Genomic DNA, 13,047 nt, shown 5'->3' on the forward strand with positions numbered 1-13,047 from the left:
CCCTCCTATGATTTTATCAACTAAAAATCCTTTCCAGCTCTTCTAAATTTAGGTTTACTGTATCAAAATCAGAAGGTGTATATTCCGAAACTTTCTTATTACAGCAATGCTTAATGATATTTTCTAAGTTATTCATATAATCAGATGTAAATTTCTCCATAGTGTTTTCAGAATACTTATTTTTGCTATATGTCAAATGTACATTTAACTTATCATTTAATACAAAACAATTTATTTCAATTGAATATGTTAATGAGTTTAAACTACAATAATCACTTCCTAGTTGGTCATTTAAAAGAGTGAAAAAAGCGTCACTATATCCTGGAGTAAAATCACCTAAAAAATTAAATCTGATGTGCTTATTTTTGCTTTCATAGAAAGTAGTTGTCAAATATTTCAGTATACCAAAATCAATCCCTTTGTTGGGTATCTTTCTTATTTCCTCTTTAACCTCTTTAATCTGAGATGATATATCTTCCTTTTTCAGCTTAATAAAAAATGGAAATAAACTTGTAAACCATCCAACTGTCCTTGAAATATCTATACTTCCTAATATATCATTCCTACCATGACCTTCAAGTTCAATGACTATTTCTTCATTTCCAGTAAAGTTTTTTATTGTTCTCAATAACGAAGTTATTAATAAATCCTTCGGTTCAGTGTTATATGCCATGTTGGCTTTTGTCATAAGATTAAGTGTAAACTCTTCACTCATTTTAAATTCTATAGTATAGCAGCTATCTATGATATCTTCACCCAAATCATAATCTTTAGGAAAACAAAAATTTTGACTTAAAGTATTCTGCCAATAGCTTATTTCATATTGCGATTCCTTTTTAATAGAATTTACTAATCTGTTCGCCCACTCCTGATATGAATTTGTTTTGGATGGAAGAATAATTTTAATTCCATTATTTAGTTGATTTAACATCAAATCAATATCTTCTAGTATAATTCTCCATGAAACTCCATCGACTACTAAATGATGGGCAGTAATTAGTAATCTTTTCGTACTTTGTCCTAAATCAAATATACATCCCTTAATTAAAATACCATTCTCTATGTTAAAATTTGATTTAAGGTCATCTGCTATACGTTTCATGCTTTCAGCTTGCACCGAATAAATTTGATTTCTTAGATCATATTCTTGAATATGATGGTATTTGTTCAAATGCTCATTATTATAAAACAGCTCTCTGGTTTGCAAATTGCAATTTATTCTTAATGTATCATGGTGTTTTATTAATTCATTAAAAACTATGTCCAACATTTCGTATCCAATTTTCTGATTTAGCTCCAACAGTATACTCTGGTTATAGTGATTAAAATTATTGAATTGATGTGAAAAAAACCAACATACCATTGGAGTATAATTAAAGGTTCCATCAGAAAATCCCTGCGGTATAACCAACCCTTTGCTTTGCCCTACGTATTGCGCCATTTCTTCAATAATAGGATTGGATAAAATATCTCTAACCTTTATTTTTAAACCTCTATCATTTAGTTTTGAAGCAATTTGAATTGCTTTTATTGAATCTCCACCGATATGATAAAAATTATGCCTCATACTCACCCTATCAATGTTCAAAACTTCACAAATTACGCGTATAAGGTTTTCTTCATTTTCATTTCTATATGCAATAAACTCTGTATCTTCAACTTCCTCAATCCGAGGTTCTGGTAATAAAGCTCTATTGATCTTACCATTTATAGTTAATGGTATTTCATCCAATTCAATAAAATAAGATGGAATCATATAATCTGGTAAATAACAACGCAGAAAATCTTTTAACTCAGATATTAAAACATTAGACTTTATTACAATATATGCACATAGGTATTTATTATTGTTCTTATCCTGATAATCTACCACAACAACGTCTTTTATTGATTTATGGCTCAATAAGTGCTTCTCAATTTCACACAATTCAATACGATATCCTCGAATCTTAACCTGCTGGTCCAACCTTCCGACGTACTCTATTTTGCCATCATTTAAGAATCTAGCTAAATCACCAGTTTTATACATCCTTCGTCCACATATAAAAGGATTATCAATAAACTTTTCCTGCGTCAACTCAGACCTATTTAAATATCCTCTTGCGACTCCATCACCAGATATATATATCTCTCCAATTGTATTACTTGGCACTGGATCAAGGTTCTTATCTAAAATATAAATTTGTACATTTTCGGCAGGAACCCCTATCGGAACTGAAATTCTTGTATCATTTTCACAATTATACTTATGTATCATACAACCTACTACCGTTTCAGTAGGTCCATATTCATTAAATATTTCTATTTTTCCATCAAAGCTTTTATAAATATCTCTAGCAATATTTACTTTTAAATCTTCTCCACCAACAATAAATCGTCTAACCGAAGAATTGCTATTATCTAAGTCTCTTAATAAAGTTAGATGTGAAGGAGTAAGCTTAATAAGCGTTATATTGTTCTCTTTAATTATTTTATAAAGAACATATTCTTCATCATCAAAATTATTACTATATACAATAATTTTACTTCCACTGATTAATGGAGTAAAAATGGTTGTAACAGTTAAGTCAAATGCCAGAGAAGAATAAAGTGGAATCACTTCATCCTCATTTCTCATATACATTTTTTTTGCCCACCAGACATAATTAACTAAACTTTGATGCTCAATCATACTACCCTTTGGTTTCCCCGTTGAACCAGACGTATAAATAATATATGCCAAATCATCAGGCTTATTAATAACATCAAGATTTGATGCATCACCAAAAAATATATTTTGATTATTAAGTTTAATTATTTTGCCATTAAAATTCATAGTATTATCTAAATCTACATTAGTAAGAATCATACTAGCGCCCGAATCATCCAACATATAGCATATCCTGTCATTTGGATAATCAGGGTCAATAGGCAAATAAGCCCCTCCAGCTTTTAAAATACCAAAAACTCCAATAACGGTTTCAATTGAGTGGGTAGTCATAAGTCCAACAATTGTTTCATTTTTTATACCTTTATTTCTAAGGTACCTGGCAAGCTGATTTATTTTTTGATTTAATTCCTGATAAGTTAACTTATTATCATTAAATCTAATAGCCTCCTTATTTGGTGACTTTTTTGCTTGTTCTTCAAACAATTGATATATCATTTTATTTTTTGGGTATTCTTTTTTAGTGTCATTAAACCCATATAATATTTTATTTCTTTCATCATATGTCAGAATACTTAATTTTTTTACTTTTTCATATGGGTTAACTATTATTTGATTCGTTAAATTTAACAAACGAGTATACATAACATCAATTTGCTCTTCAGAGTAATCATTAGTCTTATAGTCAAATTCTAATGTTAAGTTTCCTGCTGCGGACCAGTCTTTTATAACCAGTTGCAAAGAATATATTTGATTTCCATTGTAAAATTCTATGTTCTCTATTTGATAGCTATTTAGTTCTAAATTATGTCTAGTATTATAATAGTTAACACAGGTATTAAAAAGATTGTCATACCCCTTTTTCTTAAGTTCCAGATCATTTACAAGTAGGTCGTACGGATATTTTTGATTATAATAGCAATCTTTCAACTGTTCATTTATTTTTGCCATAGTATACTCTATGCTTAAATCATCATCTATAACAAATCTAAATGGCATTGTACTTGTAAACATCCCAATAGTACTCTTCTCCTTTTTCCCGGATCTATTGAACACAGGAGTACCTATTACAATATCTTCCTGATGGGTAGTTTTATATAAATAAATAATAAACAATGCAACAAAAAATGTATTGACTGAAAATTTGTAATTCTCTGCAAAGTTTTTTAATTTATTAGAGTTATCTATATCAAGTTCATAGGTTTTTCTCTTTCCTTCGATCTCATCTGAGCTTTTATTTAAAGACATATCCGGCAAAACTTTAAATTTCTCATTCCAGAAGAATTTATTTTTTATAAACCTATCTGATAAAAGATATCTTTTTTCGTTTAATATATATTCAATATAAGAACACTCTAAACTATCATTAATCTGTTCTTCATTTAATAACCTTATATATGTATCACATATCTGATCTGTCATTATGTTAGTTGACCATCCATCAGAAATTATATGATGCAACTTAACCAAATATCCGTTATCATTATCTGACAATTTAAATAAAGCAAAATAAAAAAGCCTTTCATTTTCTAAAACAAATGGCCTTTTAGCTTCTATTTCAACCCATTTTATAAATTCTTCTTCTGCGTTATCATATTTAGAGAAATCAAAAAAATCCAGCTTTACTTTTCCATAATTTACTATATATTGACTTACTTCTCCTGAGTTCTCGACAAAGCTTAACCTTACTCCTTCATTTCTTTTTATGAAAATATTTATAGACTTTTCAAGTAAACCAAAATCAATATTACTCTTTATTCTTACTGTTCCACCAATATTGTATAAAGATGTTCCTGGGTATATCTTCTCTAAGAACCAGATCCTTTTTTGAGGATGAGTTAATGGATAAAAAACCATATAATTTCCGTTATCAGTATTCATAGATATCAACCTCTTAAACTATTAATAAAGCCAACAAAATGTTGTATGGCGATTGTGCCGCTTCAACAAGCTTTTGTCCAGAAACTTTCTTGATTCCAAAGTATGAATTTCTATCATCATCAAATACATAAAACAGTACATTACTGCCATTCATATTCATAATTAATTAAGTCATTAAACCGGAATTTAGGGGTGATGTTTGTGAAATACATAAAAGTATTAATCCATATAACGAATATTGGGCAATAGTGTTATAAAAATGGCGCTTTTATTGATTGATATCATGGGTTTTGAAAAAAGTTATATATCTTAACGATTATAAATACTGTTTTTTTGAAGACAATATGACTTTGGACTATACGGAAGAATACTATAAGTTTTTTTCTTAATAATATTTTAAGGTTGAGAAATATGATTTTACAGTCATTACAATAAAGTACCGGAATTAAAAAATTGAATATATAACGATTTCTCCGTGTATGTTAAATATGTAAATACTTAATAACCTAATACACATTTTACTTTATCTTGGAAACAACCTCTAAGGATACATTTATCCGCCTTAACTCACCAAAGCATGCAATTTCAATTTCAGCACGTCTTTTATGCCTATCAATCTTTTTAATAATGCTCTCCCTACCCTTTAATGGTCCTAAAGTAACATAAATCTTATCTCCTATAATTAGTCCTTTAGATTCTTCTGTAACATATTCATCATTTAAAAATTGTAAAAGAAACTTCTTTTCAGAGTTATCTATCTTCATATAAGTAAAATTTTCTTTTCCTAAAATTCTGTATATGCACTTTGATAACCTTGTATATTTATATGTAATATTTACAATCATTGCTTCATCTAGAGTAGAATCAAGGAATACATATCCTGGAAACATAGGCTTAAGACACTTTATAATACCTTTTGAATTTCTTAAAATAGTTTCAATTTGTGGAATAAATGCTACAGACTCTTTTTTATCAAATACTTTATTTAGAAAATCACAAGCTTCTTGTTCTCTTCCTGTTTTAACGTAAAATATAAACCAGTTACCCATATCCACTATTTTATCCTTTTAGTGACGTAGCTCCGCCCATTCATTTATAAAAATCTATAAACCCCTAAATAGCTAAGATATATTCCTTATCGTTAGTTAACGAGACATGGCTACGATTATTAACAATAAGTGCTTTACAATATTTCCTTAAATTTTTAAAATATTTTTATATAATGTAATTTATTGTAATTATAGCAACTATTGTATATATTAGCACTAGCAAAAAGGAAATGCAACACCATTTTTATAAATAATTGTATTTTTTTCAACAAATATCTATATCTAAAAAGAAGTTTGATTGGAGGCTGTTATGAGAGGACTGACAACGAGAACTCAAGAAATGGTATGAAGCCAAAGAAAATCCGAAGTTCTTACGGTGAAACTCAAATCAAAGTCCCTCAAAGACCAAGAAAGTAGCTTCGAGTCCCAAACCGTAAAGAAGCGTCAAAAGGACATCTCCAGTATTGAGCAGAAAATAATGTTAATAAAAAACTAGCCGCATATATAATTCTTGGGATAAATGAGGATGGTCAAAAAGATATTATAAGTATAAATATCGAGCAAAATGAAAGCAGTAAGTATTGGCTGAGCATCTTAAATGAGCTTAAAAACGGGTGTTAAGGATATACTTATTATTTGTGCTGATGGATTCTCTGGGATAAAAGAATCTATTTCAGTTGCATTCCCAGACACAGAATCTCAGCCCTTGTATCGTCTAACAAGTTAGAAATACTCTAAAATATGTTACAGATAAGGACAAGAAAGAATTTGCTACATATTTAAAACCATATACCATGCTCCAAATGAACTTTATGGCATTGTTGTTTCATCTGAAATGGATAGCAAAATAATTGAAAAAATCCCAGAGGCCTGGCAATAATTTTAAATATAACATTTATTTTTAAAAGAAAGACTATTTACAGAAAAAACTTCACACCTGGGGGTGCGGACAAAAAGTCGAACACTAATGGTACTCTGAAAGGAGTAAATAAAAGTGTATTCTAAAGAGCAAATCTCCCAGGCGCTTGAAATATATGATCAAGTAAAATCTATAACGAAAGTTGTGCAAAGGATAGGTTATCCCACCAGGAGGACTCTATATACATGAATAGACGAGAGGGCTAAAAAACCTAAAATTAAAATTTCTACGCGAGGAGTAAATACTCCTGAACATCCGCGTCATCCTCCACTTGAGGTTAAGTTGAAAGCATTGCATCGTTGCCTTAAAGGGTAAATATTCACTGCCATTATTACTTCAAAAGTTAGAGTTACCTAAAAGCTGTTATTATTATCAGCAGAAGTCAGCAACCTTACCTGATAAATATGCAGATTTACGAGTTCGGATTAAAGAGCTATTTGTTGAAAGCAATAAACGATATGGATATCGTCGCATCCATGCATTATTGGCTAAAGAAAGCTACATTGTATCAGAAAAAATCGTGCGACGTATCATGAAAGAATCAGATTTGAAAGTGATGACAAGAAAACGGAGAATATATAATTCCTATAAAGGAGAAATTACTCCTGCTGTTCCAAATATAATTGAACGAGATTTTCATGCAGATGCACCAAATAAAAAGTGGCTGACAGATATTACTGAATTCGTGATTCCTGCTCGAAAGATTTATCTTTCTCCAATCGTAGATTGTTTTGATGGGATGCTTCCGACTTGGAAAATAAGTACAACTCCAGACTCTAAGCTTGTAAATGATATGTTAGATGATGCAATTGAACATCTAAAGGAAAATGAACATCCTTTAATTCATACTGATCGGGGATGTCATTATCGTTGGCCAGGATGGATATCTCGAATGGCTGATGCAGGTCTGCCACGGTCTATGTCCAAGAAAGGCTGCTCTCTAGATAACTCAGCCTGTGAAGGATTTTTCGGTCGAATTAAAAATGAAATGTTTTATAATCAAGATTGGACTGGAATATCGGTTAATGAATTTATAAAGATTCTTAATACATATTTGAAATGGTATAATGAAAAACGCATAAAAATATCACTACGAAATATAAGTCCATTGGAGTACAGACGAAGTCTTGGATTAGCTATCTAAATAGTCCAAGAAAACGTCCGCCCCCCCTCATTGATTGCAAAATATAGATTAATATCTGTAAAAAATTGATAATAATTCCTTCCTTTTAAATATTCTTAAATATTCTCGTGTTGAAGAAATCTTATTCTATTAACTATTAACTGTAAATCTTTATGGCACTTCTCAACATCCATTGCCAAAGCCTTCATAAAAAGGAGTTTTTCCATTGATATTACAAGAAAATCATTTTCTTCAACCGAGCCATGCGAAAGATAATCATAGTTAAATAAACAAATAGTTTTCCAAATTTCAAATTGATAAATACAAACTCCTAAATCCCCCCACAAATCTTTTAAGTTATTTGGGTATATAGTTGATAATTCTCTATAATCTTCATTTGTAACAACAAAATCAATATCATCTCCGGATTTTCTCAACCCATAGTATTCCATGGCCATTCCCCCAATTAGTAATGGCTTTGATTTGAACTTGTAACCTAACTTTTTAAAATCTATTTTATTGCAAACTGACTTGTCAATATCTAATTTAATTCCGTCCATTGTTTATTCCTCATATTCCATATATTTTAATGCCCTACAAGCAATTAAATCTCATTTTTATTAACTACAACTATTTATAATTATTATACAATAAAGACACACACGTGCATAAAATAATATCATTATTTTATAAATATTCCCATATATATATCAGTACTGTGGCTAACACATAAAATTTTACCTTGACAGAAAAGGGTTTCCTTTGTTGGTTCACTCTCCTTTTAATCTTACTTGCTTACCAGTGTTGCTGCCTGCATCGGATTTACTTGAAACAAGTGCCGGTGCTACTAACCGTATCTGAATTAATAAAAGCAGTTTCAGTGTTGGACTTTTCTGCCATTACCGGACCTGCGTGCCGGGAATAGTTTCTTTATCTTGACCGAGTTGGTTGTTTTTGGAGGTATCTTTGTTATATCGGTAAGCAGCTTAATAACTGCCTGGTTTCCAATAGTTTTCTGAAGGATATTTATATCCTCCTGGGATAATGAATTGGACAGCCTTCTGAGACGCAAGATTTTTTCCATGTAGTTGGCTGCCTGACCAGGGATTTTTGCCTTGATGATGAGTTCTGGAGTTTTTTGTTATATGCAGCTGCCGATTTATCCGGGGCTCTGGTGTACATACTTTCAACTCCTAATTTTATTCTCTATATTGAATAGTAAATTTCGAAGTTGTTAAACACCTGAGTTTATTAATTATTTTTCAGAGAAAATCAGATTTCTTAGATAAGTTTTTTTTAATTTGCTTTATTAAAACATATCTGTACTTTTAATTGATGTGATTTTTTATCTCACAAAAAATTATTGAAGTTAAATAAGGCACAAAAACAGGGCTGCGCAACTATTCTTAGCTAATGCGACAACCCCTTCTCAATTTATTTATATTCAACTTTATTCGTTTATCAGTCTTTTAAAGGGAAACCCTTTGCATCCTTGTTTATGGTACCTGCCAGTATCAGTATACCTTCGATCAAACCCCATATATATATAAACGGTGAGAATATGAAGCATGATAGTAACGTTAGGAGCAGCTGTGCCAAGCCAAGTCCGATATATCCCAAATAGAATCTGTGAACTCCGAACATTCCGAGGAAAATTCCGAACAAACCTGCTGCAAGTTTGGATTTCTGCTGGCCATATGCGTTAAAATTAACCCCGCATTTCATACAGACCTGAGCCATTGAATCTGTTATATCACCGCACAACGGACAATAATTATTTCCCTTTCCAACAGGTACTCCGCATGCAACACATATCGCTGCCTGATCGTTCATAACGTTACCACAATTTCTACAATACATAATATTTACCTCCTGTTTTGATATTTATCGTTAAGTCATTCGTCTTTTCATACAACTTTCGAAAATGTATTACACCTAAGTATACGCTTAAGTACAAAGTATGTCTGAAATAAATTATCTCATATTAAAATTAGTAGAATTTTACAGATGATTCCTTTTATTTATACCTGATTAATATATATTAATTTTTTAAAAAAGTCTACTAAAAATGATGTATTAGGTAGTTTACAGGTGTTCATCGCCAAAATTTCAAAAATATGGTGATTTTTGTGTGGCGCTATGATAAGATTGGAATATATTGAATATTTATGTAAGGAGTAGATTAAATGAGGTTTGTCCAAAAGTGGTCATATGCTTGTGCAAAACATTTAGCGTATGTTTTGAATGAAAATCATAATAAGAGATCAGTTTACTATTATGGCTTTTATGTTTTATTTGGTACACTGGTAAAAGGTATTATATTGATTTCTGTATCTCTACTTCTCGGAATTTTTATTCCAGCCTTGGTGACTGTAATAGTCTTGGCCTCCTTAAGACTATTTGCAGGAGGGTATCACTTCGATACATACGGCAAATGTCTTTTAGTTTCAATGGCACTCACCATAATGACTGCTTTGATATCTCAATATACTCATATCTACTGGAGTATGGCAGCAGTTGCCATATTTTTGTTTATTGCATTTGCATTTAGCCTTCATATGCTGATAAAATATGCTCCAAAAGATACACCAACCAAACCTATAACCGATCCTGCCTCTATTATGAAATTTAAGAGGCTTTCCATCGTATACCTTGGCATATTACTGGTACTTTGCTGCATTCTGTTATTTTTTAGCCTGAAAATGTATGTTATCGCAATATGTTTCGGAGTGCTGCTTGAGATATTTTCAATAACCCCTGCTGGGCATGGTTTTTTTAATTTCATTAAATCCGGATTAAATAACGTATAACTTTATCTTTCTAATTATAAATTTAAGCCCATCATTTGATAGATTTATATTTATTGGCTAAATATTTAACTGATAAGAGGTTTTATTCGTGATTGATACGTTACTTAATGGTTCTTATAATATTTAGAAATGATATTTTCGGAGATGCAAGTGCAATAAAGTGGATATTAAAAGCTTTTATCTTCTATTAGCTTAAATAAGTATTTGAAAGTATGGTACTTGAAGTTAGGTGAAAGATGAGTTGAATCCCCTGTTTTATTTACCGTTTCATTTCTTTATAATTATTGCTGCCCACTGTAGCAACCGGTCCTTGATGTCCATTGCCAACTTTAATATGGTTCATTTTCTGGACGGTAAAATTTCCTTGCAATAAATACGAACCTGTAGAAAAAACTTTATATACTTTGGGAATTATGATATTTGTTTCCGTTTTATTTATTGTATTATTTATCGTTTCATTTCTTTATAATTAGTACTGCCCACTGCCGCAGTCCGTTCCTTGATATCCATTGCCAACCCCAGATACGGTTCATTTGAGGGGTCATGTATGAAGTCCCTTATCTCTTCGGGCAAATGCTTAAGATACGGTTCTCTTATGTCACTGTAACCTATCAGGTAATCCACAGATACGTTGAAATATTCCGCAAGCTGCTTCAGCTTTGATATTGACGGTTCCCTTTTATTGCTTACATAACCGTTGAAGGTGGGTATTTTTAAATTAAGCTGGATGGCAACTTCCTGCTGCTCCAAACCTCTTTCTCTGACCAATTGTTTTAACCTTTCACCAATCGTTATCTCCATAGGTTTATTTCCCTCACATTTATTCTGACATATTTCTTATAATATTATAACTATAAATTTGTTTATATGTCAATTAATTACTTTTTTCTCAAACTTCATAATGACTTTTTTCAACTATTTTTTTAAAATTTTTATTTGACAAATTGCGTTTTGCATTTTATAATAAATTTAATACCAATTTATTACATAATTCAACTATATTGGAAGTTTGCATTACGAACCATCGCACGAACACATTAGACAAAAAATGAGCTTTTTGACGTTTTATGAGAAAAAATGTTGGATAGGGGGTTTTAATATGCTGGTTGATGAAATAAATAACTTAAGAGAGGTTCTTAATGAACAGGTTGAAAACTGCAGTCTGGACAACGAGTCACTTTTGGCTTTAAGTCAGGATCTGGATAAATTGATTGTTGAGTACTATAAAGATGTACTTATGGTATGAAATATCCAATTGATATATCCCTTGAATTTCAACTATTATTGCATTGAAGTACTATATAGTATATAATTTTTATGGTATTTTCGATGACAGTAATAATGAGAGGATAGATATATTAATGAAACTAGGTATTGTAGGACTTCCGAATGTAGGTAAAAGCACACTGTTTAATGCCATAACAAAAGCCGGTGCAGAAAGCGCAAACTACCCTTTTTGTACTATTGAACCCAATGTAGGCATTGTAGCAGTTCCTGATGAAAGACTTGACAAGCTGGCCGAAATGTATAATCCTGAAAAGATAACCCCTACGGTTATTGAATTTGTTGATATTGCCGGTCTGGTTAAAGGTGCCAGCAAAGGTGAAGGTCTTGGAAATAAGTTTCTTTCCCATATTAGAGAAGTAGATGCAATTGTTCACGTTGTAAGATGTTTTGAAGACGGAAATATTGTCCATGTAGACGGTTCCATCGGACCTAAGAGAGACGTGGAAACCATTAATCTTGAGCTGATTTTTGCAGATCTGGAAATGCTGGAGAGAAGAATCGACAGAACCAGGAAGAATCTCAAATCCGGTGATAAAAAGTTCCAGATAGAAATGGAACTGTACGAGTCAGTCAAAGCTCACCTGGAAAGCGGAAAACCTGCCAGGTCAATGACCTTTGACAGTGAGCAGCAGCAAATAGTCGACCAGCTGTTCCTTATCACGCTGAAACCTGTTTTGTACGCGGGGAATGTGTCGGAAAACGACCTCTCTTCCCTGGAAGCCAACAAGTTTTTAGCTGAGCTGAAGGAAATTGCCGCCGATGAAGGCTCAGAGGTAATGGTCATCTGTGCCAAGGTTGAGGAAGAAATCGCTCAGCTGGCTGATGAAGAAAAGGCCGATTTCCTCGAAGCAATGGGACTTGACGAATCCGGACTGGACAAACTGATAAAAGCCAGCTACAAAATTCTCGGCCTTATCAGCTACCTTACTGCAGGCCCGCAGGAAGTCAGAGCCTGGACCATAATTAAAGGCACAAAGGCTCCCCAGGCAGCAGGCAAAATACACAGCGATTTTGAAAGAGGCTTTATCAGAGCTGAGATTGTGGCATATAACGATCTTATGGCCTGCGGCACCTATAACACCGCAAAGGAAAAGGGCCTGGTCAGATCAGAAGGCAAGGAATATGTTATGCAGGACGGCGATGTGACGCTGTTTAGGTTTAATGTGTAAGAACTTAAAAGTGATACATTTGATGATGATAATATAACGTTTTAACCCCCGTCATATCTTTAAATGGAGATATGGCGGGGGTTTTGTTTAAAATGGGTTTAAACTAAGACCTGCAATCTTCTTAATTATCAGGATCCATCACTGTTTTCAGGCTGTCGAAAA

Annotated in this window: 9 protein-coding genes and 2 pseudogenes; 5 read left to right on the top strand and 6 right to left on the bottom strand. The window is 32.0% G+C overall.

The annotated features are described in order from the left end of the window. Window positions 1–16: 16 nt before the first annotated feature. Both CTER_RS25280 and loaP read right to left on the bottom strand, forming a co-directional pair. Complete coding sequence (locus CTER_RS25280; protein WP_004630720.1) at window positions 17–4,528, bottom strand: non-ribosomal peptide synthetase; 4,512 nt, start codon at window positions 4,526–4,528, stop codon at window positions 17–19. A 518-nt stretch (window positions 4,529–5,046) separates the two neighbouring features. Next, window positions 5,047–5,577, bottom strand: a complete 531-nt coding sequence (loaP, locus tag CTER_RS25285; RefSeq protein ID WP_004630711.1) for an antiterminator LoaP — start codon at window positions 5,575–5,577, stop codon at window positions 5,047–5,049. A 489-nt stretch (window positions 5,578–6,066) separates the two neighbouring features. On the opposite strand from loaP, the pseudogene CTER_RS29005 reads away from it, so the two are divergent. Beyond that, a pseudogene (locus tag CTER_RS29005) lies at window positions 6,067–6,448 on the top strand (transposase); the annotation flags it as partial. Window positions 6,449–6,791: 343 nt separating this feature from the next. Beyond that, window positions 6,792–7,640 (top strand): annotated as a pseudogene (locus tag CTER_RS25290) (IS3 family transposase); the annotation flags it as partial. Between the two features lie 95 nt (window positions 7,641–7,735). On the opposite strand, the gene CTER_RS25295 reads toward CTER_RS25290, so the two are convergent. From CTER_RS25295 to CTER_RS25305, 3 genes are all read right to left on the bottom strand, one after another. Then, a complete protein-coding gene (locus tag CTER_RS25295) occupies window positions 7,736–8,179 on the bottom strand; it encodes a hypothetical protein (RefSeq protein ID WP_004630705.1) in 444 nt (147 codons plus the stop codon). A gap of 317 nt (window positions 8,180–8,496) precedes the next feature. Next, window positions 8,497–8,703 carry a hypothetical protein gene (locus tag CTER_RS25300; RefSeq protein WP_040762145.1) on the bottom strand — a complete coding sequence of 69 codons (207 nt, stop codon included), beginning with the start codon at window positions 8,701–8,703 and terminating at the stop codon, window positions 8,497–8,499. Between the two features lie 377 nt (window positions 8,704–9,080). Beyond that, window positions 9,081–9,479, bottom strand: coding sequence for a TM2 domain-containing protein (locus CTER_RS25305; RefSeq protein WP_004630730.1), 399 nt, complete (start codon window positions 9,477–9,479; stop codon window positions 9,081–9,083). Window positions 9,480–9,805: 326 nt separating this feature from the next. Here CTER_RS25305 and CTER_RS25310 point away from each other — a divergent pair, with 326 nt between their 5' ends. After that, complete coding sequence (locus tag CTER_RS25310) at window positions 9,806–10,429, top strand: accessory gene regulator ArgB-like protein (RefSeq protein ID WP_004630715.1); 624 nt, start codon at window positions 9,806–9,808, stop codon at window positions 10,427–10,429. 447 nt (window positions 10,430–10,876) lie between these two features. Here the strand turns inward: CTER_RS25310 and CTER_RS27845 are convergent, their stop codons facing one another. Continuing rightward, window positions 10,877–11,230 (bottom strand): helix-turn-helix domain-containing protein, encoded by a 354-nt coding sequence (locus tag CTER_RS27845; RefSeq protein WP_004630699.1) that lies wholly within the window; start codon window positions 11,228–11,230, stop codon window positions 10,877–10,879. A gap of 298 nt (window positions 11,231–11,528) precedes the next feature. Between CTER_RS27845 and CTER_RS27850 the strand changes: the two genes are divergently transcribed. Beyond that, window positions 11,529–11,675: an aspartyl-phosphate phosphatase Spo0E family protein gene (locus CTER_RS27850; protein ID WP_004630722.1), complete on the top strand. Its 147-nt coding sequence runs from the start codon at window positions 11,529–11,531 to the stop codon at window positions 11,673–11,675. A 115-nt stretch (window positions 11,676–11,790) separates the two neighbouring features. After that, window positions 11,791–12,885, top strand: a complete 1,095-nt coding sequence (ychF, locus tag CTER_RS25320) for a redox-regulated ATPase YchF (RefSeq protein WP_004630737.1) — start codon at window positions 11,791–11,793, stop codon at window positions 12,883–12,885. The last annotated feature ends 162 nt before the right edge of the window (window positions 12,886–13,047 follow it).

This window comes from Ruminiclostridium cellobioparum subsp. termitidis CT1112 (assembly GCF_000350485.1).
In the GTDB taxonomy this organism is placed as follows: Bacteria; Bacillota; Clostridia; order Acetivibrionales; family DSM-1351; genus Ruminiclostridium; species Ruminiclostridium termitidis.

Coding starts and splice junctions, on each gene's coding strand:
- CTER_RS25280 (WP_004630720.1), bottom strand. CDS start 4,528: ATGAATACTGATAACGGAAATTATATGGTTTTTTATCCATTAACTCAT.
- loaP (WP_004630711.1), bottom strand. CDS start 5,577: ATGGGTAACTGGTTTATATTTTACGTTAAAACAGGAAGAGAACAAGAA.
- CTER_RS25295 (WP_004630705.1), bottom strand. CDS start 8,179: ATGGACGGAATTAAATTAGATATTGACAAGTCAGTTTGCAATAAAATA.
- CTER_RS25300 (WP_040762145.1), bottom strand. CDS start 8,703: ATGGAAAAAATCTTGCGTCTCAGAAGGCTGTCCAATTCATTATCCCAG.
- CTER_RS25305 (WP_004630730.1), bottom strand. CDS start 9,479: ATGTATTGTAGAAATTGTGGTAACGTTATGAACGATCAGGCAGCGATA.
- CTER_RS25310 (WP_004630715.1), top strand. CDS start 9,806: ATGAGGTTTGTCCAAAAGTGGTCATATGCTTGTGCAAAACATTTAGCG.
- CTER_RS27845 (WP_004630699.1), bottom strand. CDS start 11,230: ATGGAGATAACGATTGGTGAAAGGTTAAAACAATTGGTCAGAGAAAGA.
- CTER_RS27850 (WP_004630722.1), top strand. CDS start 11,529: ATGCTGGTTGATGAAATAAATAACTTAAGAGAGGTTCTTAATGAACAG.
- ychF (WP_004630737.1), top strand. CDS start 11,791: ATGAAACTAGGTATTGTAGGACTTCCGAATGTAGGTAAAAGCACACTG.